This is a genomic window from Pantoea sp. ACRSB, assembly GCF_022346905.1.
Taxonomy (GTDB): Bacteria; Pseudomonadota; Gammaproteobacteria; order Enterobacterales; family Enterobacteriaceae; genus Pantoea; species Pantoea piersonii.
On sequence record NZ_JAKRNL010000003.1, the window covers coordinates 424,311 to 449,628 of the forward strand.

General features: G+C 60.0%; 19 protein-coding genes. 7 read left to right on the forward strand and 12 right to left on the reverse strand.

What is annotated here, in order from left to right; genetic code table 11:
• Positions 1 to 11: 11 nt before the first annotated feature.
• Both yjdN and MHZ89_RS12830 read right to left on the reverse strand, forming a co-directional pair.
• Positions 12 to 449, reverse strand: a complete 438-nt coding sequence (gene yjdN, locus MHZ89_RS12825) for a VOC family metalloprotein YjdN (protein ID WP_311783291.1) — start codon at positions 447 to 449, stop codon at positions 12 to 14.
• 72 nt (positions 450 to 521) lie between these two features.
• Positions 522 to 1,418, reverse strand: coding sequence for a LysR family transcriptional regulator (locus MHZ89_RS12830; RefSeq protein WP_311783292.1), 897 nt, complete (start codon positions 1,416 to 1,418; stop codon positions 522 to 524).
• A gap of 104 nt (positions 1,419 to 1,522) precedes the next feature.
• Here MHZ89_RS12830 and MHZ89_RS12835 point away from each other — a divergent pair, with 104 nt between their 5' ends.
• The 4 genes from MHZ89_RS12835 to MHZ89_RS12850 all read left to right on the forward strand — a co-directional run bounded on the left by MHZ89_RS12835 (position 1,523) and on the right by MHZ89_RS12850 (position 7,476).
• Positions 1,523 to 2,836, forward strand: a complete 1,314-nt coding sequence (locus tag MHZ89_RS12835) for a M20 family metallo-hydrolase (protein ID WP_311783293.1) — start codon at positions 1,523 to 1,525, stop codon at positions 2,834 to 2,836.
• The gene (locus MHZ89_RS12840; RefSeq protein ID WP_311783294.1) at positions 2,833 to 4,275 is read left to right on the forward strand and encodes a M20 family metallopeptidase; all 1,443 of its coding nucleotides are present in this window, start codon (positions 2,833 to 2,835) and stop codon (positions 4,273 to 4,275) included. Before MHZ89_RS12835 ends, MHZ89_RS12840 begins: the two co-directional genes overlap by 4 nt.
• 77 nt (positions 4,276 to 4,352) lie before the next feature.
• Positions 4,353 to 5,873, forward strand: coding sequence for a p-aminobenzoyl-glutamate transporter (gene abgT / locus MHZ89_RS12845; protein ID WP_311783295.1), 1,521 nt, complete (start codon positions 4,353 to 4,355; stop codon positions 5,871 to 5,873).
• A gap of 187 nt (positions 5,874 to 6,060) precedes the next feature.
• Positions 6,061 to 7,476 (forward strand): MFS transporter, encoded by a 1,416-nt coding sequence (locus MHZ89_RS12850; protein ID WP_311783296.1) that lies wholly within the window; start codon positions 6,061 to 6,063, stop codon positions 7,474 to 7,476.
• Between the two features lie 70 nt (positions 7,477 to 7,546).
• Here MHZ89_RS12850 and MHZ89_RS12855 read toward each other — a convergent pair whose 3' ends face one another.
• From MHZ89_RS12855 to MHZ89_RS12865, 3 genes are read right to left on the reverse strand one after another with little or no spacing between them, the layout of a single operon-like run.
• The gene (locus MHZ89_RS12855) at positions 7,547 to 8,863 is read right to left on the reverse strand and encodes a cytochrome c (RefSeq protein ID WP_311783297.1); all 1,317 of its coding nucleotides are present in this window, start codon (positions 8,861 to 8,863) and stop codon (positions 7,547 to 7,549) included.
• A 10-nt stretch (positions 8,864 to 8,873) separates the two neighbouring features.
• Positions 8,874 to 10,658: a GMC family oxidoreductase gene (locus tag MHZ89_RS12860; protein ID WP_311783298.1), complete on the reverse strand. Its 1,785-nt coding sequence runs from the start codon at positions 10,656 to 10,658 to the stop codon at positions 8,874 to 8,876.
• A gap of 2 nt (positions 10,659 to 10,660) precedes the next feature.
• On the reverse strand, positions 10,661 to 11,392 hold the full coding sequence (locus MHZ89_RS12865) for a gluconate 2-dehydrogenase subunit 3 family protein (protein WP_120455229.1): 732 nt from the start codon (positions 11,390 to 11,392) through the stop codon (positions 10,661 to 10,663).
• Positions 11,393 to 11,689: 297 nt separating this feature from the next.
• Here MHZ89_RS12865 and sbmA point away from each other — a divergent pair, with 297 nt between their 5' ends.
• A complete protein-coding gene (gene sbmA / locus MHZ89_RS12870) occupies positions 11,690 to 12,931 on the forward strand; it encodes a peptide antibiotic transporter SbmA (RefSeq protein WP_311783299.1) in 1,242 nt (413 codons plus the stop codon).
• 61 nt (positions 12,932 to 12,992) lie between these two features.
• Here sbmA and MHZ89_RS12875 read toward each other — a convergent pair whose 3' ends face one another.
• From MHZ89_RS12875 to MHZ89_RS12890, 4 genes are all read right to left on the reverse strand, one after another.
• The gene (locus MHZ89_RS12875; protein ID WP_311783300.1) at positions 12,993 to 14,630 is read right to left on the reverse strand and encodes a dihydroxyacetone kinase subunit DhaK; all 1,638 of its coding nucleotides are present in this window, start codon (positions 14,628 to 14,630) and stop codon (positions 12,993 to 12,995) included.
• Positions 14,631 to 14,738: 108 nt separating this feature from the next.
• The gene (locus tag MHZ89_RS12880; protein ID WP_311783301.1) at positions 14,739 to 15,767 is read right to left on the reverse strand and encodes a YncE family protein; all 1,029 of its coding nucleotides are present in this window, start codon (positions 15,765 to 15,767) and stop codon (positions 14,739 to 14,741) included.
• A 209-nt stretch (positions 15,768 to 15,976) separates the two neighbouring features.
• Entirely contained in the window at positions 15,977 to 16,186 is a 210-nt protein-coding gene (locus MHZ89_RS12885; protein WP_311783302.1) for a DUF1471 domain-containing protein, read from the reverse strand.
• A 215-nt stretch (positions 16,187 to 16,401) separates the two neighbouring features.
• Positions 16,402 to 17,589, reverse strand: a complete 1,188-nt coding sequence (locus MHZ89_RS12890; RefSeq protein ID WP_311783303.1) for an MFS transporter — start codon at positions 17,587 to 17,589, stop codon at positions 16,402 to 16,404.
• 106 nt (positions 17,590 to 17,695) lie between these two features.
• Between MHZ89_RS12890 and MHZ89_RS12895 the strand changes: the two genes are divergently transcribed.
• A complete protein-coding gene (locus tag MHZ89_RS12895) occupies positions 17,696 to 18,658 on the forward strand; it encodes an AraC family transcriptional regulator (protein ID WP_311783304.1) in 963 nt (320 codons plus the stop codon).
• Here MHZ89_RS12895 and MHZ89_RS12900 read toward each other — a convergent pair.
• The 3 genes from MHZ89_RS12900 to gltP form a co-directional block, all read right to left on the reverse strand.
• Positions 18,655 to 20,199 (reverse strand): methyl-accepting chemotaxis protein, encoded by a 1,545-nt coding sequence (locus MHZ89_RS12900; protein WP_311783305.1) that lies wholly within the window; start codon positions 20,197 to 20,199, stop codon positions 18,655 to 18,657. The two genes, MHZ89_RS12895 and MHZ89_RS12900, sit on opposite strands and share 4 nt — an antisense overlap.
• Positions 20,200 to 20,386: 187 nt before the next feature.
• Positions 20,387 to 21,286, reverse strand: coding sequence for an N-acetylmuramic acid 6-phosphate etherase (gene murQ / locus MHZ89_RS12905; RefSeq protein WP_126689146.1), 900 nt, complete (start codon positions 21,284 to 21,286; stop codon positions 20,387 to 20,389).
• Positions 21,287 to 21,510: 224 nt separating this feature from the next.
• Positions 21,511 to 22,812: a glutamate/aspartate:proton symporter GltP gene (gene gltP / locus MHZ89_RS12910; protein ID WP_120455213.1), complete on the reverse strand. Its 1,302-nt coding sequence runs from the start codon at positions 22,810 to 22,812 to the stop codon at positions 21,511 to 21,513.
• A gap of 549 nt (positions 22,813 to 23,361) precedes the next feature.
• On the opposite strand from gltP, the gene acs reads away from it, so the two are divergent.
• The gene (acs, locus tag MHZ89_RS12915; RefSeq protein ID WP_311783306.1) at positions 23,362 to 25,317 is read left to right on the forward strand and encodes an acetate--CoA ligase; all 1,956 of its coding nucleotides are present in this window, start codon (positions 23,362 to 23,364) and stop codon (positions 25,315 to 25,317) included.
• Position 25,318: the final 1 nt, after the last annotated feature.

Genomic DNA, 25,318 nt, shown 5'->3' on the forward strand with positions numbered 1-25,318 from the left:
ACTTATATAACTTAGTGCTGCGGCTTCACCACGTTAATACGCCACGGGATGCCGAATTTATCAATAAACATGGCGAATCCGTTTGACCAGAAGGTCTCCTGCCACGGCGTCGTCACTTTCCCGCCAGCCGACAGTTTCTCAAACCAGGCTTTGCCCTGCTCCACATCGGTAGTCGAAAGGCTCACCGCATAACCGGCGTGCTCCGATGCCGGAGGCTGATCGGTATTGCCATCGCTCAGCATCAGCTCGCCCTGACCGATACGCAGATGGGCATGCATAATCTTCTCCGGCGGCAGCGGCGGCGCAGACTGATCGCCAACCTGTTCGCCCTGATCCGGCATATCGCCGAACGTCATTTTATAGAGCAGCTCTCCCTCGGTGGCCTTCAGGTAAAAGTCGATAGCCTCTTCACAACGGCCGTAGAGAAACAGATAAGGACTGACTTGCATCTTCACCTCCATTTGTCGGTTGGATTTTTACAGCACCTTAACAGTGTAGACGATAGAGTTTACCCTTTGTTTTTACTGACAATAACGCCGGAACAGCTGCGCCATGTAGGCGCTCATCGGCGTCAGCGCGGTATCCTTTCGCTGAATCAAATAGAAGGTCGCTTTCGGCAGCGGATCGTCCAGCTCCAGCGCCACCAGCTGATGGCCCAGCACCGGGTCGTTGATCACGTCCACCGACAAAATGCTGACGAAATCGCTCTGCGCCACCAGGCTGGTACAGGCCATAAACGTCTCGCAGGAGACCACGATTTTCGGCGCCATGCCGCGCTCGCTAAAGAGATCGTGCAGCAGGCGGTAGTAGCTGCCTTTCGGCGTCGGCATGGTCCAGTTGCACTGCTGTAGCGCCGCCAGCGAACGCGCCTTCTCCATGGGATGCCCTTTACGCATCACCACCCGGTATTCGCGCTGCATCATTTTCTCAAAGCTCAGTTCCTGATCGAGATGGCTCTGATCGTAGGTGTTGATGGTGAAATCAAGCTCGCCCTGGCGCAGCTCTGGGATCATCGACACCAGCTGCCCCTCCACGATACGCACTTTAACCAGCGGATATTCGCGGTGAAACTGGGTGATCACCTGCGGCATGATGGTGCGCGCCACGCTGCCGCCGACGCCGATATTGACCCGTCCACCCGCCAGCCCAAGCCGCTGCTGAATATCCTCCTGCGCCACACGTAATTCTTCTAAAACCAGGCTGGCATGGCGAAAAAAGTTATCACCCACGTCGGTCATCACCACGCCCTGCTGGCGGCGGATAAAGAGCCGCGCGCCTAAAACCTGCTCAAGTTCCTGAATCGATTTAGTCAGCGCAGGCTGGGAAAGCCCGGAGAGACGGCTTGCGGCGCGGATGCTGCCCTGGCGCGCGACCTCAACGAAGGCGCGCAGCTGATGCAGCTTAAGCTGTGACGGCATGATAACCACTGTTTATCAGGAGAAAGATATTTGCATCTTATGCGGCCAGAGAGGCTTGTGTAAATTCGGGACTGTGCATAAAAAACCAACAATAAGGATTTCCTATGACAACCCTCTCTGAACAGGTCCAGGCGCTGGCGCCGCAAATGCAAAACTGGCGGCGCGATCTTCATCAGTTCGCCGAATCCGGCTGGCTGGAATTCCGCACCGCAACGCGAGTGGCCGACGCGCTGCATACGCTGGGTTATCAGCTGCAGCTCGGCCGCGAGGTAATCAATGCCGAGGCGCGTATGGGGCTGCCCGACGCCGACACCCTCAAGCAGCAGGAGGCGCGCGCGCTGCAGCAGGGAGCGCTGGCACAGTGGCTGCCCGCTTTCTCCGGCGGCTTTTGCGGCATTGTCGCCACGCTGGAGACCGGTCGCCCCGGCCCGGTAATGGGTTTCCGCGTCGATATGGACGCGCTGGATCTCAATGAGAGCCAGGCGGCTGACCATCTGCCGCAGCGCGAAGGCTTCGCCTCCTGCAACGCTGGCATGATGCACGCCTGCGGCCACGACGGCCATACCACCATCGGGCTCGGCCTCGCCAGCGTGCTGATGGCGATGAAGTCGCAGCTGAGCGGCACCATTAAGCTGATCTTTCAGCCTGCCGAAGAGGGCGTGCGCGGCGCGAAGGCGATGGTGGAAGCAGGCGTGGTGGATGATGTCGATCTCTTTACCGCCATCCATCTCGGCACCGGCGTGCCCGCCGGCGAGCTGGTGTGCGGCAGCGACAGCTTCCTCGCCACCACCAAGCTGGACGTGCATTTTACCGGCGTCGGCGCGCACGCGGGCGGCAAGCCTGAAGAGGGTCGCAACGCCTTACTGGCGGCGGCGCAGGCCACGCTGGGTCTGCATGGCCTGCCGCAGCACAGCGGTGGCGTAGCGCGCGTCAACGTCGGCGTACTGCAGGCGGGAACGGGCCGCAACGTGGTGGCCGATACGGCGCTGATGAAGGTGGAGACGCGCGGCGTCAGCAATGAGGTCAACGACGATATCTACCAGCAGGCGCTGCGTATTATCGCTGGCGCGGCGGCGATGTACGGCGTGGAGTATGAGGTCAAACTGATGGGCGCGGCGCGCAGCTGCACGCCAACGCAGCCCTGGGTCGATTTCCTTCATCAGCAGGCGGAGGCGCTGGGCATCTTCGACTCGGTGGTGGATAGCAAAGCGCAGGCCGCCGGATCGGAAGACGCCACCTATATGATGGAGCGGGTAAAACAGCGCGGTGGTCAGGCGACCTACGCGATTTTCGGCTGCGAGCTGGCAGCGGGCCACCATAACGCGAAGTTCGATTTTGACGAAAGCGTAATGGGTAAAGCGGTGCAGATGCTGGCGACGCTGGCACTCAATCAGTCGCAGTTTGGAGGCGGGCGATGAGCGCTGATTTCCTCGGCGACTATATCGACGCTAACCAGGCGCGCTTTACCGCTCTCAGCGACGCCATCTGGGACACGCCGGAAACCCGCTTCGCCGAAACTCGCTCCAGCGCGCTGCTGGCCGATGCGCTGGAGCAGGAAGGCTTCGCCGTGACGCGCGGCGTCGGCAACATTGAAACCGCCTTTATCGCCAGCGTGGGCGAAGGCAAACCGGTTATCGCCATTCTTGGCGAGTTCGACGCGCTGGCGGGGCTGAGCCAGCGAGCGGGCTGCGCGCGGCCTGAACCGCTGGAGGAGAATGGCAACGGCCACGGCTGCGGCCATAACCTGCTCGGCACCGCAGGGCTGGCGGGGGCGTTCGCGCTTAAGGCGTGGAGGGAGCAACACGGCGGGCGCGGTACGATTCGCTTTTACGGCTGCCCCGGCGAAGAGGGCGGTTCCGGCAAAACCTTTATGGTGCGCGAGGGGCTGTTCGATGATGTCGACGCCGCCGTAACCTGGCATCCCGAAGGCTTCAGCGGCCTGTTTAACCTCAGCACGCTGGCGAATATCCAGGCGGCGTTTCACTTTAAAGGGGTGGCGGCGCACGCCGCTAATTCGCCGCACCTCGGACGCAGCGCGCTGGACGCCGTGACGCTGATGAACACCGGCGCGAACTTTCTGCGCGAGCATATCGTGCAGGAGGCGCGGCTGCACTATGCAGTCACCAACAGCGGCGGCGTCTCGCCTAACGTCGTGCAGGCTGATGCTGAAGTGCTCTACCTGATCCGCGCGCCGGAGCTGCCGCAGGCGCAGGAGATTTACCAGCGCGTTATCAATATCGCCCAGGGCGCGGCGCTGATGACCGACACGCACCTCACCGTTCGCTTCGACAAGGCGTGCTCCAATTACGTGCCGAATCGCGCGCTGGAGGCGGTGATGGAGCGTTATTTGCATCACTTCGGTCTGCCGCACTACAGCGACGAAGAGCGCGCCTTCGCCGCCGAGATCCGCGCCACGCTCAGCGAGGACGATCTCCGCAATGCCCGACTCAATGCGGCGCGCACCGGCGGCGAGGCGGGCGCGGCCTGGATCGAGGCGAACGGCGACAAGCTGCTGATGGACGAGGTAGCGCCCTGCGCGGCGATGCGCGAGCTGCTCTACGGCTCTACCGACGTCGGCGATGTCAGCTGGGTCACGCCTGTCGCGCAGTGCTTCGCGCCCTGCTTTACCTTCGGCACCCCGCTTCATACGTGGCAGCTGGTGGCGCAGGGACGCACCTCTATCGCGCATAAAGGCATGTTGCTGGCGGCCAAAGTGATGGCCGCCACCGTACTGGAGCTGCTGAACGATGACCCGGCGCTGGCGCGCTGTCGCGCCGAATTTGAGCGCGCGCGCCGCGCCCAGCCCTATCGCTGTCCGATACCTGAAGGCGTCACGCCTTCAAAACTGGCCAACTGAGCCACGGCCGCGCCTCAGGCGCGGACCGATAACACAATAAAAAAACGCAAACACGACCATACAAGACGAGGAATAACATGACCGTAATGTCGGAGAATCGCAGCCCTGGGAAAGTGTTCGGCTGGATTGAGCGGGTCGGCAATAAAGTCCCCAATCCCTTCCTGCTGTTTGTTTATCTGATCCTGGTGCTGATGGTGGCGACCGCCATTATCAGCAGCCTCGATCTGGCGGTAAAAAATCCTGTCAGCGGCGAGCTGGTGCGCGTCAATAATTTGCTGAGCGTCGCGGGCCTGCAGTGGATCCTGCCCAACATCATCAAAAATTTCAGCGGCTTTACGCCGCTCGGTTCGATTCTGGCGCTGGTGCTCGGCGCGGGCCTGGCGGAAAAAGTTGGCCTGCTGCAGTCGCTGATGGTGAAGATGGCGTCGCGCGTCAGCCGCCGCTACGCCAGCTATATGGTGCTGTTTATCGCCTTTTTCAGCCATATCTCCTCTGATGCCGCGCTGGTGGTGATGCCGCCGCTCGGCGCGCTGATTTTTCTCGCCGTGGGCCGCCATCCGGTCGCGGGCCTGCTGGCGGCGATTGCGGGCGTCGCGTCCGGCTTTACCGCCAACCTGCTGATTGTCACCACCGACGTACTGCTTTCCGGCATCAGCACCGAGGCGGCGAAAGCGGTGAGCGATACGGTGCACGTGAGCGTGATCGACAACTGGTTCTTTATGGCCACCTCCGTAATCGTGCTGACCGTGGCGGGTGCCATTCTGACCGACAAGTTTATCGAGCCGCGCCTGCCGCAGTGGAAAGAAGGCAGCAGCGAGCGGCTGGCGGCCCTGACGCCGCTGGAGAATCGCGGCCTGCGCGCGGCAGGCATCGCGGCGCTGCTGTTTATCGGCGTGATGGCGCTGCTGGTCGTGCCGGAACACGCGCCGCTGCGCGATCCGAAAAGCGGCGGTATCGTGCCGTCGCCCTTTATCAAAGGCATCGTGCCGATCATCATCCTGTTCTTCTTTGTCGTGGCGATCGTCTATGGCGCAGTCACGAAGCAGATCCGCCGTCCGGATGATATTCCGCAGCTGCTGGTGGAGCCGATGAAAAGCATGGCGGGCTTTATTGTGATGGTGTTTCCGCTGTCGCAGTTCGTGGCTTTTTTTAACTGGAGCAACATGGGCAAATTTATGGCCATCGGGCTGACCGATGTGCTGGAGAGCGCGGGCATCAGCGGCGCGCCAGCCTTCCTCGGCCTGATGTTCCTGTCGGCGTTTCTCTGTATGTTTATCGCCAGCGGTTCGGCGATCTGGTCGATTCTTGCGCCGGTATTCGTGCCGATGTTTATGCTGCTCGGCTTCCATCCCGCCTTCGCCCAGATGATCTTCCGCATCGCCGATTCGGCAGTGCTGCCGCTGGCGCCGATGTCGCCCTTTCTGCCGCTGTTCCTCTCCTTCCTGCAGCGATACCAGAAAGATGCGCAGCTCGGCACCTATTACGTGCTGATTTTCCCCTATCCGGTGCTCTTCTTTATCACCTGGATTGCGCTGCTGCTCGCCTGGTATGCGCTGGGATTGCCTATCGGCCCAGGGGTCTATCCGCAGATGCCGTAGCGGGCTTGCCAGGGACGGCTAAAACTGCAACGTACGTTGCTAAAAACTCACCAACAACCCTCTCGGCAAGGATCGCCGAATTGATTATTCTGCTATCTCTTCGCTTGCTAACGGTTAATTATTTTTACAACGTCGCCACGCCGTTAGCAGGACAGGCAAACACCGTCACACCGAGGTTCATAAAATAATGACAACAACCTGCCCTTCAGGGATAGCGCCGGCGTTCGCTGCGCCGACGCCGCATAACAGCAGCTTAGCGGGGCGCATCGACGCCCTGCCGTCATCGCGAGGCCTGTGGCGTTTTATTACGCTGCTCGCGCTCGGCGGCTTCTTTGAACTCTACGACCTGTTCGAGACCGGCTATATCAGCTCTGGCCTGCTGGCCGCTGGCGTTTTCCATACCGGTAGCGCAGGCGTGTTCGGCATCGCCGATCAGGCCGCCTTCGCTTCCGCGACCTTTCTCGGCTTGTTTGTTGGTGCCAGCCTGCTGGCACCCTATGCTGACCGCTTCGGCCGCCGCCTGACCTTTATGTGCGCGCTGGCGTGGTATGGCATTTTCTCCCTGCTGATGGCTTTTCAGCAGAGCGCGGAGATGATTATTCTGTTCCGTTTTCTGGTGGGTATCGGCCTCGGCATCGAACTGGTCACTATCGATACCTATCTCTCGGAATGGGTGCCGACGCATCTGCGCAGCCGCGCCTTCGCCTTCTCTTTCTTTGTGCAGTTCCTTTCTGTGCCTGCGGTGGCGCTGATGTCATGGTGGCTGGTGCCGCAAACAGTGCTGAGTCTTGAGGGCTGGCGCTGGGTGGTGATCGCGGGCGCGATCTGTTCGCTGGCGATCTGGTTTATCCGTAAGGATCTGCCGGAGTCGGCGCGCTGGCTGGCGCAGCAGGGACGCCATCAGGAGGCGCATCAGGTGTTGAGCGCCATGGAAAAACGCTGTGGCGTCGCTCCCGGCGCGGATTTCCCGCCGGATGACGCGGCGGCGCAGCTGCCAAAACGCGGCCGGTTCAGCGAAATCTGGGCGCCAGCTTACCGCAAGCGCACCCTGATGCTGGTGGTGATGAACCTCTTTCAGGCGATCGGCTTTTTCGGCTTCGGCAACTGGCTGCCAGCGCTGCTGTCGGGCAAAGGGACCACCGTCACCCACAGCCTGCTCTACGCCTTTTTCATTACCCTTGCCTACCCGCTCGGCTCGCTGATCTCCAGCCGCTACGCTGATAAGCTGGAGAATAAATGGCAGATCGTTTTGTCCTGTCTGATGACCGTGGTGTTCGGCACGCTGTTCGCCTTTCAGACCAGCCCGGCGCTGCTGATTGTCTGCGGCTTCCTGATCACCTGGTCCAACGCCTGGCTGACCTTTAGCTATCACGCCTACCAGACGGAAATTTTCCCGACCCATATCCGCGCCCGCGCGGTCGGCTTTTGCTACTCCTTCAGCCGCCTCTCGACGGTATTCAGCAGTATCCTGATCGGCCTGATCTTGCAGTATGCGGGCAGCCAGGGCGTTATCGCCTTTATTGTGGCAAGTATGCTGATTGTGATGCTCTCGGTAGGGATTTACGGGCCGAAGACGCGCGGCATCGATCTGGAAAATATTTAAGCGTCAGCGCGCGATGAAAGGCTAAAGAGGCGGGAAAAGGCACCCGGCGTCAACCGGGTGCCTTTGAGCACTACGGGTTTTCGAGCTGATGAATATCCGCGCTGCCCTGATAAGGTTTTATCGTCTTATCTTCACGCAGCTTCGCCACATCCTTCGCCGTGACCTTCGACTGGCTGCCGTTACCCCAGCTGGTGCGGATAAAGTTCACCACGTCCGCGACCTGCTGATCGTTGAGCCGCCAGCCGAACGCTGGCATGGTGATGGTCGACGGCGCGCCTTTTACGCCCGGCAAGGTACCGCCCGCCAGCACGATATGGATCAGCGAGGTGGGATCGTCAGTCATCACCACCGGGTTGCCGCGCAGCGCCGGGAAAAAGCGCTGATAGCCGCTGCCGTCGGTTTTATGGCAGGCCGCGCAGCTATCGACATAGACCGATGCGCCGGTCGCGCTGTCGTCGCCTTTCCATAACGCTTTCGCCGTGGCGTCGTCCTGACTAAAAGCCGCCTGGCTCGGATCTTTCGCGCCGAGCGACTTCAGGTAGCGCGCAATCGCGGCGATATCCTCATCGCTGAGATGCTGCAGGCTATGCTCCACCACCTCGGTCATGCCGCCAAACGCGGCGGTATGATCGTTACGGCCATAGCGCAGGAACTGGCGCAAGTCGTTCTCGCTCCAGCGTCCCAGCCCGTCGCGGTTGTCGCCGCGCAGGTTGCTGGCGGTCCAGCCGTCAATCGGCGCGCTGCTGCCCGCCAGATAGTCGCTGCCTTCACCGTTGTTCAGCGCTTTTTCCTGCATGGTAATGCTACGCGGCGTATGGCAGGCGCCGCAGTGGCCCAGCCCCTCTACCAGATAGCGACCGCGCGCCAGCTCAGGATCCTCCTGCGCCGCAGGCTGGAACGCTTTTACGTCCGGCGCGAACATTGAACGCCAGATCGCCAGCGGCCAGCGCATCGACAGCGGCCAGGGAATCGCGCTCTCTTTATTAGCCTGCTCAACGGGCGCGACGCCATGCATAAAGTAGGCGTAAAGCGCCTGCATATCCTCGTCGCTCACCACCGCATAGGAAGGGTAAGGCATCGCCGGATAGAGGGTATCGCCATTTTTCGCCACGCCGTGACGCACCGCCTTCTGGAAGTCGTCGTAGCTGTAGTCGCCAATGCCGGTCGCCTTATCGGGCGTGATATTGGTGGAGTAGATGGTGCCGATCGGCGTCGCCATCGGCAGGCCGCCCGCAAAAGGTTTGCCATCCTTGCTGGTGTGACAGGCGACGCAATCGCCCGCGCGCGCCAGATACTCGCCGCGTTTTACCCGATCGCCGCCGTTATCGTCCGCCAGCGCGGCAAAGGTCATCGTGCCCAGAATCAGGGCCAGTAAGCCGTTTTTCATCGCCATTTCCTTATGCCTGCACCAGTGGACCCGGGTTTTTCAGATACTGCTCGCGGATCGCTTTCGCCGACCAGTAGGTCAGCGCCGCTACCATCCCCGTCGGGTTATAGCCGAGCCCCTGCGGGAACGCGGATGCGCCCGGCACAAAGACGTTTGGCACGTCCCAGCTTTGCAGATAACGGTTCACCGCGCTGGTGGCGGGATTGTCGCCCATAATGGCGCCGCCGCTGATATGCGTGGTCTGGTACACCGTGGTGTCGAAGTGGGTACCCGGCCCTTTCGCGCCGCCGATAATCATCTTCGGGCTCATCGCTTCGGCGATTTTACGCATCTTGCCGACCATAAACTGCGCCATTTTGATGTCGTTATCCTGCCAGTCAAAGGTCATGCGCAGCAGCGGCTGGCCGTAGGCATCTTTGTAGTTAGGATCGAGGTCGAGATAGTTGACGCGGTAAGACTGATGCGCGCCGTGGGCGTCCATGGAGATATGGTGCGTATAGGTATCCGCGACCGCCGCTTTCCACTTGCTGCCCCAGTTCGGCGTGCCTGTCGGGGTCGGCAGGCCAGAGATGGGCTTGGTGCCCGCCTGGTTGACCCAGAACGGCGAACCGCCGACGAAGCCGTACGGCCCGTGGTCGAAGTTGTCGGCGTTGAAATCATCTACGCCAACGCCCGCGCCGCCCGCGCCAATAAACGGGTTGGTGGTGGTGTTTTTATCGAACAGCGCCTTCAGGGTCGAAATATTCTGGTAGGCGAAGTTGCGGCCGATGGTGCCTTCGTTGGTAATCGGGTTGTAAGGCTTGCCGATGCCGGAGAGCAGCATCAGGTGCACATTGTGGAACTGGAACGCCGAGAGGATCACCAGATCCGCTGGCTGCACCACTTCACGCCCCTGCGCATCGACGTAGGTCACGCCGGTGGCGCGCTTTTTATCCTCAGTCAGGTTAACGCGCAGCACATAGGCGTTGTTGCGCAGTTCGAACTTCGGCTCCTGGCGCAGCGCAGGCAGAATGTTTACGTTCGGTGACGCCTTCGAGTACATGTAGCAGGCGTAGCCGCTGCAGTAGCCGCAGAAGTTGCATGGCCCCATCTGCGCGCCGTAGGTGTTGGTGTACGGGCCGGACGTGTTGGCCGATGGCAGATCGTAGGGGTGATAGCCCACTGATTTCGCCGCCTCGGCAAACAGCTGCGCCGACCAGGTGCGCTTCTGCGCAGGCAGCGGGAATTTGTCAGAGCGATCCGGCGCGAACGGGTTGCCGCCGCTATCCTTGCCGATCACCTGACCTTTGATGCTCCAGGGGGTACCGGAGGTGCCGAAGACCTTCTCCGCCTTGTCGAAGAACGGCTCCAGTTCGTCATAGGTGACGCCGAAGTCCTGAATTGTCATCCCTTCCGGAATAAAATTTTTGCCGTAGCGCTCTTCGTAATGGCTGCGCTGGCGCAGCTCGGTGGGATCGACGCGGAAGTGTACGCCGGACCAGTGCAGTCCCGCGCCCCCGGTGCCGGTGCCCGGCAGAAACGCTGCCAGCTGACGATAGGGAACCGCCGTCTGTGAGGCGTCGTGGCGGATAGTCACGGTGCTTTTCGACAGATCCTGGAACAGCTTTTTGCGGATGTTATAGGTCAGCTCGTCAATCGACTGCGGATAGGAACCGTCAGGATAGGTATCGCGATGCGGGCCGCGCTCCAGCGCCACCACGTTAAGTCCGGCTTCGGTCAGCTCTTTCGCCATGATCGCGCCGGCCCAGCCGAAACCTACGATCACCGCATCTGCTTTTTTCATTTCGTTTGCCATGGTTACGCGCGCTCCCCGCGAATAGAAACTGACGGGAAGGGATAACGCTCGCCGCGTTCAACCCAGTCCATAAAGTCGGCGCGCGCGCCGGGGAAGCCGATCAGCTTCCAGCCCACCATATTCTGGTTGCCACCGTGAATCGGGTCGCTAAAGAAGCCTTCGCGGGTATTCTGGATCAGAAAGGCGAAGAAGGTTTTCGCCGGCAGCTGGCGGAAATCGGCCTGGCCGCTCTCCATCGCCTGCAGCAGCGCATCCTGCTGCTCGCCGCTGAGATCGGCGAACACCTTGCCGTGTTGACGCTTGCTGTAGTCGTCGGCGTCTGCCAGGCCCAGACGGTAGATCTGCTGCGGCACCAGCGGCAGCTGATAGCCCAGCTCTTTAGGCAGATCCGGATTGAACGGTCCCTGCATATACCAGTTAGCGCCGGTGGCGTAAGGGGTATTCATCTGGCGGTCGATAAACTCCGGCACGCCCGCTTCCAGCGCGCCGGGGCCACGCTCGTCATTTGGGATCAGGCGTGCAACGGCTGCTTTGATAAAGGCGAATTCTTCTGCGGTAAACCAGCTCGGCTGATAGTCGCGCGCGGGTTGCGCAGCAGCGGGATCGGCAGCCTGCACAGCAGGCGCGACGCTGAAGCCGCCGACGACGGCGCTGCCCGCCGCCATAGCGGGTGCCAGCGCAATGGTTTTTAACAGAAAATCCCTGCGTGTCTGCCCACGTTTTTGTTCTGACATGACATTGCCTTAGTACCGCTTATAATGCGGCATGAAAGTTAAACAGTTGCGTTGTAATGATTTTTTTATGCGGATTAAGGGTTACAGCAGCACTGTTACCGGTAACAGCGGGCGCTAGTGTAACACTGTTGTGGCGAAACATTTAGTTCGCCAAAACAAATTCGCACAAATTCATTAACATCTCGTCGGAATGCTTTACCTGACGCGGGCGAAAGCTGTCACCTTCAGAAACAACACTCAACAGACAAATAACGCTAAAAAACGTTATAAAAGGGTGCATACAACAGCGGAGAGCCTATGTTTAAGTCCTTTTTCCCCCGGCCAGCGCTGTTTTTCAGCACGGCGGCGATCTGGAGTCTGATCGCGATTTTTGCCTGGTTCGGCTTTGCCGACGATCTGCCGTCACGCTGGTCAGCGCTACATGCCGCGATGCAGCAGGAGCTGCCGACTACAGCCGCGCGCTTTATCGCGCCCAGCCAGCTCTGGTTCTACAGCTATTACTGGATTGTCGTGGCGATATTCGGCCTGGCCTGGCGCGTTATTGATAACCATCCGTGGCAGCGCTGGTCGGTCTGGGGCTCGGCGCTGATTATTTTCGTCACCTGGTTCGGCGTGCAGGTCGGCGTTGCGATTAACGCCTGGTACGGCCCGTTCTACGATCTGATACAGCAGGCGCTGACTAAAGCAGGCTCGGTGCAGATAAACCGTTTTTACGCCGAAGTGGTGGCCTTTCTCGGCATCGCGCTTATTGCCGTGGTCATCGGCGTGATGAACTCATTCTTTATCAGCCACTGGGTGTTCCGCTGGCGCACCGCGATGAACAACTACTACATGCATAACTGGCAGCGCCTGCGTCAGGTGGAAGGCGCGGCGCAGCGTGTGCAGGAAGACACCATGCGCTTCGCCAGTACGCTGGAGAGCTGGGGCGTGAGTTTTATTCAGGCGATTATGACGCTGGTGGCCTTTTTACCGGTGTTGATTGGTCTGTCGCACCACGTTAAAGACGTGCCGATTCTCGGCAATATTCCCTACGCGCTGGTGATTGCGGCGCTGCTCTGGTCGCTCTTCGGCACAGCGCTGCTGGCGCTGGTGGGCATTAAGCTGCCGGGCCTGGAGTTCCGCAATCAGCGGGTTGAGGCGGCCTACCGTAAAGAGCTGGTCTATGGCGAGGACGATCCCGAGCGCGCGACGCCGCCGACGGTGCAGGCGCTGTTTAGCCGCGTGCGGGTTAACTACTTCCGCCTCTACTTTCACTATCTCTACTTTAATATCACCCGCATTCTCTATCTGCAGGTCGATAACGTTTTCGGTCTGTTTGTGCTGTTTCCGTCAATCGTGGCGGGCACCATTACGCTCGGTTTGCTGAACCAGATCACTAACGTATTCGACCAGGTGCGCTCCTCGTTCCAGTATCTGATCACCTCCTGGTCGACGCTGGTGGAGCTGATGTCGATCTACAAACGTCTGCGCAGCTTTGAGCAAATCCTGCAGGATATTCCGCATGAGGAGATGATGCGCGAAGCGGCGGAAAACGAGTAGCGCGGCAGGATCCAGCAGTAAAAGGTCCCGCGCAGCCGGTGCGCGGGACAGCGGTCAGATGTTAAACCAGCGCGGCGAAAACCCGCTCCACGGCGTGCGCGCCGGGATCTTTCACCCCATCCAGCGTCTGTTGATTCAGGTAAGAGGAGCGCCCCGCTCTGGCGCTCTGCATCTGCGCCGTCGATTCAGCCCCCTGCGCCGCGGCCTCTGCCGCCTCCGCCAGAGTTTTACCCGCAACCAGCGCCTCCAGCGCCGGTTCCAGCGCATCGATCAGCGTACGATGGCCAATCTGCGCGCCGCCGTAGTGCTTCATCTGCGCCAGCCCCTGCTGTAACGCCTCCGGCAGCGTGCCGCCCTGCGCCAGCTGCTGGCCCGCCGCGGTAAAGAGGATCGACATCAGTACGCCGCTCGACCCGCCCATCACCGTCGCCAGCTGTTCGCCCACCAGCGCGAACAGCGACGGCAGATCCGCCAGCGGCAGCTGCTGCGCCTCCAGCGCGCTTTTCACCTTGCGCGCGCCCGCGGCAAAGGTCGAGCCGGTATCGCCATCGCCAACTTTAGCGTCCAGCGCGTTCAGCTCGGCTTCAAGGTCAATCAGCGTCTGCGCAACGCGGCTCACCACCCGCGCCGTCTGCTCATCCTGCGAAGGCGTAAATTCCAGCTTGCTGACCACGCGCTGGCTGCTCAGCGTCGTCACCGGCTCTACCGCATGGATCGGCGCCCAGCCCAGCACCTCGACCGGCGCCTTCAGCGCTTCAAGAAATGCCGCCTCGATTTGCAGCACCGTCAGCGAGAACCCTTTCATATCCAGCGCGCTCACCAGCGTCGCCGGACCAATCAGATGGCTGATTTGCGCCGCCAGCGGGCTTTTCAGTACCTCGCGCGTTACCAGCGCCAGCTCCAGCATAGAGAAGCCGCCAAGATTGTTGACCAGCAGCACCGCTTTGGTGCCGGAAGAGAGGCTGTTAGCCAGTTTCTCCGTCATGATGCTGACCAGCTTTTCGCTGTTCTGCGTGTCCAGCGTAATAACGCCCGGCTCGCCGTGGATGCCCATGCCCAGCTCGCTCTCTCCCTCTTTAACGCGGTTGTCGCGCTTTTCGCCGGGAATATGGCAGGTCGAAAAGGCGACGCCGATACTTGCCGTACCCTTGATGGCGCGCTGCGCCAGCGTTTTTACCTGCGCCAGCGATTGCCCCTGCTCTGCGGCATAACCGGCGATTTTATGGATCAGCGCGGTGCCTGCGATGCCGCGCGGCTGCGGGTTGTCCGGCAGGGCGATATCGTCCTGCACCATTACCATCTCGACCTTATAGCCTTGCGCCCGCGCCTTCTCCGCCGCCAGGCCGAAATTGAGGCGGTCACCGGTGTAGTTTTTCACGATAAGCAGGCAGCCCGCGTCGCCGGTGACGTTAATGATGGCGCTCAGCACCGCGTCAACGCTGGGGGAGGCGAAAATATCGCCGCAGACTGCGGCGGTCAGCATCCCTTTGCCGACGAAACCGGCATGGGCCGGTTCATGCCCTGAACCGCCGCCCGAAATCAGCGCCACCTTGCTTTTGTCCCAGTCGTTGCGCACCACGACCCGAATGTCGTCGCCTAAATCCAGGCGGCTGAGGTTGTGCCAGGGCGTGCTCAGCAGTACGCCCTCTATCGCTTCGTTGACCAGATTATTTTTTTCATTCATCAGGAACTGGCTCATTGCATCCTCTCCAATGGTGTTGATGCCGCCAGGCAGCGGCACGCTTTTAAAGGTAGCCGAAGAAATGCAAAGGGCGGCCCGCAGCCGCCCCGGAAACTAACAGTGAAATCAAAGCGCGATGCGCATCACGCTGTCTGGATCTTTCGGCGGCTCTTTGCGCGAGCCTGGCTGTTTGACGCTGACGAACAGCGTCCTGCCGTCGGCGGAAAGCGCCAGGCTGTTAGGCAGGCCTGGCGTTTTAACCCTGCGTTTTACCTTATAGCTGGCAGCGTCGATGATGCTTACTTCGCCCGCTTTGCGGTGCGTAACGTAAAGCTCATTACTGTGCGGATTAAACAGCACCGCCAGCGACTCTGGAACGGCGATCGACTGGATCACCTTTTGATCGCGCAGATCGATGACCAGCACCTGCGGCTGCTTCGAGTCGCTGAGGAAGGCGCGCTGGCCCTGGGTATCAAGCGCGATATTCAGGAAGAAATGCGCGTTATTGCCGTCGATTTTCTGGCGCTTTTCAATAGCGTTGGTGCGGGTGTTGATGGTGACCAGCTCGCCATCGCTGTTAGTGACGTAGAGTTTCTGCCGTTCGCTGTCGACCGCCAGGCCAGTGCCCATTTTACCGGTATTCGGCACCACGCTAATCAGCCGCAGCGTTTTGCCATCCACCACCCAGACCACGCTCTGCGAGCCAAGCCCGGTAACGTACACGCGGTCGGTTTTCACGTCGACGGCGATCTCGCGCGGCTGCAGCGGACGCAGGTTTTCGCTGCGCTTGCGGCCATCCAGCACCAATGTGTTGATAACCCTGCCGCTGGCGGCGTCAATGGCGGTGAGCGCGCCGTTCAGGGTGTTGCCGACGAAGAGCACGTTGGTTTGCGGATTAATGGCCGCGCCGAAGCTCTTCAGCTCAGTAGGAATGGTTTGCTTAACGGCCAGCGTCTGCGGATCGAGGCGGAACACCGCGCCGCCCAGCGCATCACTGCCCTGGGACGCGGCGAGGAACAGCGCATTGTCGCTGGGGCTGAAGGCGAGTTCATAAGCGCCCTTGCTGACGGGCTGGCTGAGTTCGTCTGCATGCGCCAGCATGCCGGAGGCGGAAAAGAGCGCGGTAGCAAGCAGCGCAAAGGATAAGGATTTCATGATCTCTCCATAGTAAAGATTCACCGCCGTCAGGCAGTGCTGGAAAGCTCACATTGCAAATCCTGCAAAAAGAGAAGCGGCCCTGAAGCCGTCAAAGATGTGTTTTTTAGCAAATGATAAGGATTTAACGCCGAAAGGGAAGCGGTTTCCCGCGCTTACAACGCCGCCAGGACGCCCGAAGGCGTCCTGTCAGCAACAGCCGGTCAGACTTATTTCAGCAGTTCAGCGGTCATATGCACGCCGTTGTTGGTGTAGGCTTCGGTCACTTTATATGATGCACCCGCGTCTTTCGCCTGCGCCGCGATTTTTGCTTCCGCGCCGTCCAGCGTCGAGTCGGTAGCGGTTACGCTCTGCGCGAAGCTGGTCAGCGGAAGAACAGAGAGAGCGATAATAGCAGCAAAAGTTTTGATGGTTTTCATGGTCAATTCCTTGGTAGATGTTTAGTAAGGTAAGGCGTGTCGCCTTGTTGATATGAATAATAGACCGAGGTTGATGCAGCGGATAGCGGAGATAATTGCCGTTCTTTATCAAATTTACTGACAATGAAAGTGCACAATTGGTGTAGCCGCACCGAAAAAGGTTAACTCGCTGGAATAATAAAAAAGGGCAGCATATTTCGCTGCCCTTAAGCTTTTTATCCGTGATGACGCACTCGGGTAAAGATGGTGACGGCGGCCAGCAGCATCAGTACGCCGCTGGCGAGAAAGACGCCGCCAGCGCCCTGTAAGTCGAACATCCAGCCGCCCGCCGCCGCGCCTGCGGTAATCGCCAGCTGGATGGTCGCCACCAGCAGACCGCCGCCCGATTCGGCATCGTCCGGCACCGCGCGCGAGATCCAGGTGGACCAGCCGGTCGGCATCGAACCAAAAGCGAGTCCCCACAGCGCCACGCCCGCGGCGACCAGCCAGGAGACCTCGGCGAAACTCACCAGCAGCAGCGCGGTCGCGCTCATTACCAGCGCCATCACGCTCAGCGTCAGCGATACGCTGCGCGTCACCAGATAACCCGCCAGCGAGGTGCCGAAAAAGTTAGCCACGCCAAACGCCAGCAGCACCAGCGACAGCTGATTCAGGCTCAGCTGCGCGCTGCTCTCCAGGAAAGGACGCAGATAGGTAAAGAAGGCAAAGTGGCCGGTAAACATCATAATTACCGCCAGCATGCCCCAGCGCATCAGGCCGCTGCGCAGCAGATCGAGTACGCCGCCGCTGCGCGCTTTATTCTCCGGCGGCATGGCAGGCAGCGTAAAGCATTGCCAGATCAGCGCCAGTACGCCCAGGCCTGCGGTGAGCATAAAGATATTGCGCCAGCCGATCAGGCCGCCGAGGTAGCTGCCGAGCGGCGCGGCGATGATGGTCGCCAGCGAAATGCCGCTGAAAACGATCGACAGCGCGCGCGGCACCTGAGCGCTCGGCACCAGACGCATGGTAATCGCGGTCGAGAGCGTCCAGAAACCGCCAATCGCCATACCGAGCAGCACGCGCGCCAGCAGGATCAGCGTCAGGTTACTCGCCAGCGCCACCAGCAGCGCCGAGGCGACCAGCAGCAGCGTAAAGGCCAGCATCACCACCCGGCGATCCAGCCGCCGCGTTACGCTGCCCACCACCAGGCTGGTCAGCAGCGCCACCAGCGCAGTCACCGTCACCGTCTGGCCCGCCTGCCCTTCTGATACCTGCAGCGAAGCCGCGATCGGCGTCAGCAGGCTAACCGGCAGAAACTCGGCGGTGATCAACCCGAATACGCCAAACGCCATTGAAAATACCGCGCCCCATGCGGGACGAACGGGTACGGAAACCTCATCAGCCACTTCTGTACTCAGACTCATGTAGCTTCTCCAGAGAAAAAAATGATTAAGGCTGGAGCATAGAGAGTGCGGGCAAGACGATCTATGATGGCAACACCTTCATTATTGATAATTCGTCTGGAATGCCATGAGCCATTATGAAGATCTGACCAGCGAACTGCTGATGGGAATGCGGCTTCACGGCGTGACCTATCAGCGTATTCAGCTCTCTGCGCCCTTCGGGCTGCGCTATGAGCAGGCGCCGGGCCGCGCGCAGTTTCACTTTGTCGGGCGCGGGCCGCTGCTGGTGCGCGGCGCGTCCGGTACGATTTTCACCCTCAATACCGGCGACGCGCTGCTGATCCCGCATGGCAAACCGCACAGCCTGCTCTCGTCGCCTGATGCCGCCAGCGAAAATATCGCCGCCTTCGTCAGCAAGCCGATCTGCGACAGCGTGTGCGCCATCGGCGCGCCCGCCGACGCCTGCGACGATGAGGAGAGCGTGATTTTATTCAGCGCCTGTATGAAATTCGAGCTGGGCGGCATGCAGCCGTTGATCAACACCATGCCGGATATCATGCTGGTCAGCACGCTGCTGTCGAAGTACCCGGAGATCCAGCCTATCCTCGACGCGATGGAGCGCGAGTCGCGCACGCGGCACGCCGGGTTCGCCGGTATCCTGTCGCGGCTGGCGGACGTGGTGGCGGCGCTGATCGTGCGCGGCTGGGTAGAAAACGGCTGCGGTCATGGCAGCGGGCTGGTGCAGGCGATGCGCGATCCGCGTCTGAGCAAAGCGATCGCCGCGATGCACCGCGAGCCGGGAGAGAGCTGGACGGTTGAAAGACTGGCGCGGGTGGCGGGCTGCTCGCGTTCGGTATTTGCCGAGCGCTTTCAGAACGCCACGACCATGACGCCGCTGCGCTACCTGACCGAACTGCGTATGCGGCTGGCGGTGCAGCGCATCGTCAATAACGGCGAGGCGGTGGAGGTGGTGGCGTTCCAGCTTGGCTACGGCTCGCTGGCGGCCTTTAGCCGCGCCTTTAAGCGTATTGTCGGCCAGCCGCCCGGCGCGCTGCGCGCCGGACGGGATGAGAGCCGCATCGCCTCTTAGCGGAAGACGCTGATGGCTTCCACCAGTCGGTTAGCCTGATGCGTCATACGGCCCGACGCCTCCGCGCTCTCCTGCACGCGCGCCGCGTTGCGGTGGGTAATATCGTCGAGATCTTCTACCGCCGTAGAGATTTCGCTCAGCGCGGTGGACTGCTCGGCGGTGGCGGCGCTGATCTGCGCAATCAGTGAGGAGACGTTCTGCACCTGCGCGACAATATCCTGCATGGTGCGACCCGCCGCGTCGGCGTGATTGCTGCCAAGCTGGACGCGGCTGGCGCTGGTTTCCACCAGGCTTTTAATTTCGCTTGCGGCCTTCGCGCTGCGCTGCGCCAGGCTGCGTACTTCTCCCGCCACCACCGCAAAGCCTTTGCCCTGCTCGCCCGCGCGCGCCGCTTCCACCGCGGCATTAAGCGCGAGGATATTTGTCTGGAAGGCGATGCCGTCGATCACGCTGGTGATATTGGCGATGCGCTGCGAGCTTTCGGCGATTTCCGCCATCATGCTGACCATCTCCTGCATGACTTCGCCGCCCTTGCTCGCCGCCTGGCTGGTATGCGCCGAAAGCGTATTAACCTCGCCCGCCGTTTCGGTGTTGCTCTTCACCGTGGCGGTCATCTCATTCATGGTGGCGGCGGTCTGCTGCACGTTGGCGGCCGCCTGCTCGGTACGACGGCTCAGTTCGTTGTTGCTGCTGGCGATGGCGTCGCTGGCGCTGAGGACGTTAATCGCCTGACCGCTAACGTCATCCACCAGCCAGCGAAACATCAGGCCGAGCTGGCCGACGGCGCGCAGCGTCATCCCGACCTCATCGACGCGCTCCATCTCTTCGACCTTATGGCTGGCGCCGGTCGCCACGCTCAACGCCTGCTGGCAAATACGTTCAACAGGCCGCGAGATTTGCTGTTCCATCCACAGGCTGGTCAGCAGCAGCAGGATCGCCATGCCGCCGGTAAAGCAGCCGAGCGACGCGGGCGCCATGCCAAGCAGCGCGGCGCTGAGCGCCGCCAGCGGCAGCAGCGTCATCAGCGGCAGGCGGATACGCCAGCGCAGCGGCATGGTTTTCAGCAGCGAGCCGACGCGTCGCCAGCCGGTACGCACAATCAGCCCTTTATGGAAGCGGCGTCCCTTTGCTCGCCCTTCGCGGAAATCACGATAGAGCGCCTCGGTGGCGCGAATTTCCGCCGCGTCGGGCTTGGTGCGCACCGACATAAATCCCTGCACTTTGCCGTCGCGTATGACCGGCACCGCATTGGCGCGCACCCAGTAGTGATCGCCGTTTTTACGGCGGTTTTTGACCAGTGCTGACCAGGGCTCACCCTGCTTCAGCGTCGCCCACATATCGGCAAACGCCTCTGGCGGCATATCGGGGTGGCGTACCATATTGTGCGGCTGCCCGTTGACCTCTTCCGGCGTAAAACCGCTGACCTCAATAAAGGCGTCGTTGGCGTAGGTGATATAGCTGTTGATATCGGTGGTCGACATTAATGTCGCCTGGTCGTCAAACACGAATTCGCGCTGAGTGACTGGCTGGTTGTTGCGCATGGTGGGTCCTTGAAAGAGCTGCTGAGAGTAAGGGGATAATCAGTTATGTTTTTTTATCTTTTCGGCAGCAAAAGACCCTGGCTTTAGTGGCGGCAATTAATTTTCCCCGCTAAAAAAGCGGACTGGCGAGCAATTAACCCGCCAGCCGCGCACATTTAATGGTTTAGCTCTTTTTAATAATCGATCCTCATCCCTGTAAGGCGCGACGGATAAAACCCTGGTGCCTGGCGAGCAGCGTGCGGGCTTCGGCAGCGTCGATACCGGCCAGCAGCATCAGAATGGCGGTTTTGCAGTGGCCGCCACAGGCCGCCAGCGCGTGACTGGCGCTCGCCTCGTCGCAGTCGGTGGCCTGCATAACGATATTGATCTGGCGCTGCACCAGCTTCTGGTTGGTGGCTTCCACGTCGACCATCAGGTTGCCGTAGACTTTGCCGCTGCGGATCATCGCGCCGGTAGTGAGCATATTGAGCACCAGCTTCTGGGCGGTGCCCGCTTTCATACGCGAGGAGCCGGTAACCACCTCCGGGCCGACCACCGGCGTGAGCGCGATCTCCGCCGCCTGCGCCATGGCGCTGTTGGGGTTGCAGGTCAGCGCCGCCGTGGTGGCGCCAAGCGAACGGGCATACTCCAGTGCGCCCAGCACATAGGGCGTGCGGCCGCTGGCGGCGATACCCACCAGCACATCTTTCGCGCTGAACTGGATGTCGCGCAGATCCTGCGCGCCCTGCTCGCGGTTATCCTCTGCGTTTTCCACCGCCTGGAGTATCGCCTTGTGGCCGCCCGCGATCAGCCCCACCACCTGGCCGCGCGGCGTGCCGAAGGTAGGCGGACATTCGCTGGCGTCGAGAATGCCAAGACGGCCGGAGGTGCCCGCCCCGCTGTAGATCAGCCGACCGCCCTGCGCGAAAGCGGCAACGATGGCGTCAACCGCCTGCGCAATCTGCGGCACTATCGCCTCGACCGCCAGCGCCACTTTTTTGTCTTCATTATTAATCACGCGCAGCATCGCGTCGGTAGAGAGTTCGTCAATGTTCTGACTGGCCGGGTTGCGGCCTTCGGTAATGAGCTGGCTGAGGTCGATAGTCATGGGGCATGCTCCGGGAAAGAGTTGATTCAGGCCCGTTTTTATCATACTTGCAGGATAAAAAAAGGGTTCAGACGTTGTCTGAACCCTACGTTGGTTAGCAAGGCGCTAACGCGAGAGAGAGGAGCCAATCGCAAACACGCAAAAAGCGTCACCCCTGGCAGCTCAGCCCCTTTCTCCCGCTTGCCGGCAGTAGATGCCGCCTGATGGTCAGGTCAAAAGAGGGGTTAGTTCGCCGTTTGCGTACGCAGCGTCAGCTCGTACGCTTTCGCCTGCTCGGCGTCGAACTGATTCTCCCAGCGGGCGATAACCAGCACCGCCAGCGCATTGCCAATAACGTTGAGCGCGGTGCGTGCCATATCCATGATGCGGTCGACGCCCGCAATAAAGGCCAGCCCTTCCAGCGGAATGCCGACGCTGCCCAGCGTCGCCAGCAGCACCACAAAGGATACGCCCGGCACGCCTGCGATACCTTTTGAGGTCACCATCAGCGTCAGCACCAGGATAATCTCATCGGTCAGCGACAGGTCTATGCCGTAAAGCTGCGCGATAAAGATGGCGGCGATACTCTGATAGAGCGTTGAACCATCCAGGTTAAACGAGTAGCCGGTCGGCACTACAAAGCTGGTGATCGCCTTTGGCGCGCCGTAGGCCTCCATCTTCTGCATAATGCGCGGCAGGACGGTTTCCGAACTGGAGGTCGAGTAGGAGAGGATCAGCTCATCTTTCAGAATGCGCATCAGAGTCGTGATGCGCAGCTTGCAGAAGCGCGCCACGCCGCCGAGGACCACGAAAGCGAAGAAAAGAATCGCGGCATACACCAGAAGCACCAGCTTCGCCAGCGGCCACAGCGAGGCGAAACCAAAGTTGGCGATAGTCACAGCGATCAGCGCAAAGACCCCTACCGGCGCGTAACGCATGATCATATGCGTCACTTTAAACATGGTTTCCGACACGCTGCGGAAAATGTTTACCAGCGGATCGCGCTGCTCCGACGGCAGCGCCGAGAGGCCCATGCCGAACAGCACCGAGAAGAAGATAATCGGCAGCATATCGCCCTTCACCAGCGAGGCGAAAATATTCTGCGGGATCAGCGACAGAATAGTGGCGACCAGGCTGTGCGGCCCGTTCTGCACCGCTTCGGTCGTGGCTTCATACTTAGAGATGTCCACCGTTGCCAGCGTTGACATATCAATGCCGGTGCCGGGTTGAAACACGTTAGCCAGCGTAATGCCGACCACAATGGCAAGGGTGGTGATCACTTCAAAATAGACGATGGTTTTGACGCCAATACGTCCCAGTTTCTTCGCATCGCCTACGCCAGCGATGCCGACAATCAACGATGAGATCACGATAGGCACAACGATCATCTTGATCAGGTGAATAAAGATGTCGCCCGCCGGGCTGAGAATGTTGGTGATTAACCATTCACGATCGTCTGGCTGATTATGCAGCACTGAACCAGCAATGATGCCGAGCACCAGTGCAATCAGAATCTGCCAGGCCAGGCTTATTTTAAAACCTTTCATAACGCGTTATTTCCTCAGTCAAAACCCCTATTGCTACGCTGCGAAGGTGCAGAGAAGGATACACACAGGGAAGTGAGCAAAAGCCCGGTAAATTAGAGGGTTATTGAGGACAGCGTCCTCTACGAAAATGCGAAAATTCCCGTACTTTTTTCAGACGCCGTCTGGTTGAGTCCTGCTGAGCAGGGGCGAGATAAGTACCATTTTCACTGTGGTAAATGCAACCCCTGGCGTCTTCGGTTAAAGATTAGCCACTCTTATAGCATAAAATGCTGTTTAGTTATCAAAACCCTAACTTGCTGTTCTGAAAAGTAATAGTTCTCACACTGCGCGCATAGCTATGCAGCGTTGTGCAAAATAGCGGCGGGTTTGTTTGCTGCATTTTTAGACAGCCGGAGGGGGCGTAACGGGGAATGTTCACGCGATTTTGCAAAGGATTACACGCTTGTGTCTGCTCTCGTGATCTGTGGCGCAAAAAAGAAACAAAGCGATGGCGTAGTCTTCACTTAACCTTTGATTGACATATTATTAACATCTTCAAGGAGATCCGCCATGAGCCAACAACATAAACACCCGATACCCGCCAGCATCGCTGCGAATGCGCTGATTACCGCCGAGCAGTATCAGACAATGTATCAGCAATCCGTCAGCGACCCGGATGCGTTCTGGGGCGAGCAGGGAAAAATTCTCGACTGGATCAAGCCCTACAGCAAAGTGAAAAACAGCTCCTTCGCGCCGGGCAATATTTCTATTCGCTGGTATGAAGACGGCACGCTTAATCTGGCGGCCAACTGCCTCGATCGTCATCTGGAAAAGCGCGGCGATCATCCCGCCATTATCTGGGAAGGTGACGACGCCAGCGAAAGCAAGACCCTGACCTTCCGCCAGCTGCATAACCAGGTGTGCCGTTTCGCCAACGTGCTGCTGTCGCTGGGGGTGAAAAAAGGCGACGTGGTGGCGATCTATATGCCGATGGTGCCGGAAGCGGCGGTCGCGATGCTGGCCTGCGCGCGTATTGGCGCGGTGCACTCGGTGATTTTTGGTGGCTTCTCGCCGGAAGCGGTCGCAGGACGCGTGGTGGACTCCAGCGCCAGGCTGGTGATTACCGCTGATGAAGGGGTACGCGCCGGACGCCCCATTCCGCTGAAGAAAAACGTCGATGAAGCGCTGAAAAACCCCAGCGTGAACAGCGTGAAAAACGTGGTGGTGCTGAAACGTACCGGCCAGCAGATCGACTGGCAGGATGGCCGCGATCTCTGGTGGGCTAACTTAATGGATAAAGCGAGCGAGCAGCACGCGCCCGCCGAGATGCAGGCTGAAGATCCGCTCTTTATCCTCTATACCTCCGGCTCGACCGGCAAACCGAAAGGGGTGCTGCACACCACCGGCGGCTATCTGGTTTATGCGGCGACCACCTTCAAATACGTTTTCGATTACCATCCGGAAGATGTCTACTGGTGTACCGCAGATGTCGGCTGGGTAACGGGCCACAGCTATCTGCTCTACGGGCCGCTGGCGTGCGGCGCGACGACGCTGATGTTTGAGGGCGTGCCGAACTGGCCGAAGCCGAGCCGCATGGCGGAAGTGGTGGACAAGCATAAGGTCACGCTGCTCTATACCGCGCCGACGGCGATCCGCGCTCTGATGGCGGAAGGCGATAAGGCGATTGCCGGCACCAGCCGTCAGAGCCTGCGCATTATGGGCTCAGTGGGCGAACCGATAAACCCTGAAGCCTGGGAGTGGTACTACAACAAGATTGGCGACGGCCGCTGTCCCATTGTCGATACCTGGTGGCAGACAGAAACCGGCGGCTTTATGATTACACCGCTGCCGGGCGCTACCGAGCTAAAAGCGGGCTCCGCGACCAAACCTTTCTTCGGCGTACAGCCTGCGCTGATGGATAACGAAGGCAACCCTCAGGAGGGCGCGGCCGAGGGCAACCTGGTGATCACCGATTCCTGGCCGGGCCAGGCGCGTACCCTGTTCGGCGATCATGAGCGCTTCGAGCAGACCTACTTCTCTACCTTTAAGAACTGCTATTTCAGCGGCGACGGCGCGCGCCGCGACGAAGATGGCTATTACTGGATTACCGGCCGCGTCGATGACGTGCTCAACGTCTCCGGCCACCGCCTCGGCACCGCTGAAATCGAGTCCGCGCTGGTTTCCCATCCGAAAATCGCCGAAGCGGCGGTGGTGGGCATCCCGCACAGCATTAAAGGCCAGGCGATCTACGCCTATATCACGCTGAACCACGGCGAAGAACCCTCACCAGAACTCTACAGCGAGGTGCGCAGCTGGGTACGTAAAGAGATTGGGCCGATCGCTACGCCCGATATTCTGCACTGGACCGATTCGCTGCCGAAAACCCGCTCCGGCAAAATTATGCGCCGTATTCTGCGCAAGATCGCCGCGGGCGATACCAGCAATCTGGGCGATACCTCAACGCTGGCCGATCCGGGCGTAGTGGACAAACTGCTGGAGGAGAAGCAGTCGATTCGAATGCCTTAAA

What these genes read in the sequence shown, in the direction of transcription:
- yjdN (WP_311783291.1), bottom strand. Translation starts at nt 449, where the DNA reads ATGCAAGTCAGTCCTTATCTGTTTCTCTACGGCCGTTGTGAAGAGGCT.
- MHZ89_RS12830 (WP_311783292.1), bottom strand. Translation starts at nt 1,418, where the DNA reads ATGCCGTCACAGCTTAAGCTGCATCAGCTGCGCGCCTTCGTTGAGGTC.
- MHZ89_RS12835 (WP_311783293.1), top strand. Translation starts at nt 1,523, where the DNA reads ATGACAACCCTCTCTGAACAGGTCCAGGCGCTGGCGCCGCAAATGCAA.
- MHZ89_RS12840 (WP_311783294.1), top strand. Translation starts at nt 2,833, where the DNA reads ATGAGCGCTGATTTCCTCGGCGACTATATCGACGCTAACCAGGCGCGC.
- abgT (WP_311783295.1), top strand. Translation starts at nt 4,353, where the DNA reads ATGACCGTAATGTCGGAGAATCGCAGCCCTGGGAAAGTGTTCGGCTGG.
- MHZ89_RS12850 (WP_311783296.1), top strand. Translation starts at nt 6,061, where the DNA reads ATGACAACAACCTGCCCTTCAGGGATAGCGCCGGCGTTCGCTGCGCCG.
- MHZ89_RS12855 (WP_311783297.1), bottom strand. Translation starts at nt 8,863, where the DNA reads ATGAAAAACGGCTTACTGGCCCTGATTCTGGGCACGATGACCTTTGCC.
- MHZ89_RS12860 (WP_311783298.1), bottom strand. Translation starts at nt 10,658, where the DNA reads ATGGCAAACGAAATGAAAAAAGCAGATGCGGTGATCGTAGGTTTCGGC.
- MHZ89_RS12865 (WP_120455229.1), bottom strand. Translation starts at nt 11,392, where the DNA reads ATGTCAGAACAAAAACGTGGGCAGACACGCAGGGATTTTCTGTTAAAA.
- sbmA (WP_311783299.1), top strand. Translation starts at nt 11,690, where the DNA reads ATGTTTAAGTCCTTTTTCCCCCGGCCAGCGCTGTTTTTCAGCACGGCG.
- MHZ89_RS12875 (WP_311783300.1), bottom strand. Translation starts at nt 14,630, where the DNA reads ATGAGCCAGTTCCTGATGAATGAAAAAAATAATCTGGTCAACGAAGCG.
- MHZ89_RS12880 (WP_311783301.1), bottom strand. Translation starts at nt 15,767, where the DNA reads ATGAAATCCTTATCCTTTGCGCTGCTTGCTACCGCGCTCTTTTCCGCC.
- MHZ89_RS12885 (WP_311783302.1), bottom strand. Translation starts at nt 16,186, where the DNA reads ATGAAAACCATCAAAACTTTTGCTGCTATTATCGCTCTCTCTGTTCTT.
- MHZ89_RS12890 (WP_311783303.1), bottom strand. Translation starts at nt 17,589, where the DNA reads ATGAGTCTGAGTACAGAAGTGGCTGATGAGGTTTCCGTACCCGTTCGT.
- MHZ89_RS12895 (WP_311783304.1), top strand. Translation starts at nt 17,696, where the DNA reads ATGAGCCATTATGAAGATCTGACCAGCGAACTGCTGATGGGAATGCGG.
- MHZ89_RS12900 (WP_311783305.1), bottom strand. Translation starts at nt 20,199, where the DNA reads ATGCGCAACAACCAGCCAGTCACTCAGCGCGAATTCGTGTTTGACGAC.
- murQ (WP_126689146.1), bottom strand. Translation starts at nt 21,286, where the DNA reads ATGACTATCGACCTCAGCCAGCTCATTACCGAAGGCCGCAACCCGGCC.
- gltP (WP_120455213.1), bottom strand. Translation starts at nt 22,812, where the DNA reads ATGAAAGGTTTTAAAATAAGCCTGGCCTGGCAGATTCTGATTGCACTG.
- acs (WP_311783306.1), top strand. Translation starts at nt 23,362, where the DNA reads ATGAGCCAACAACATAAACACCCGATACCCGCCAGCATCGCTGCGAAT.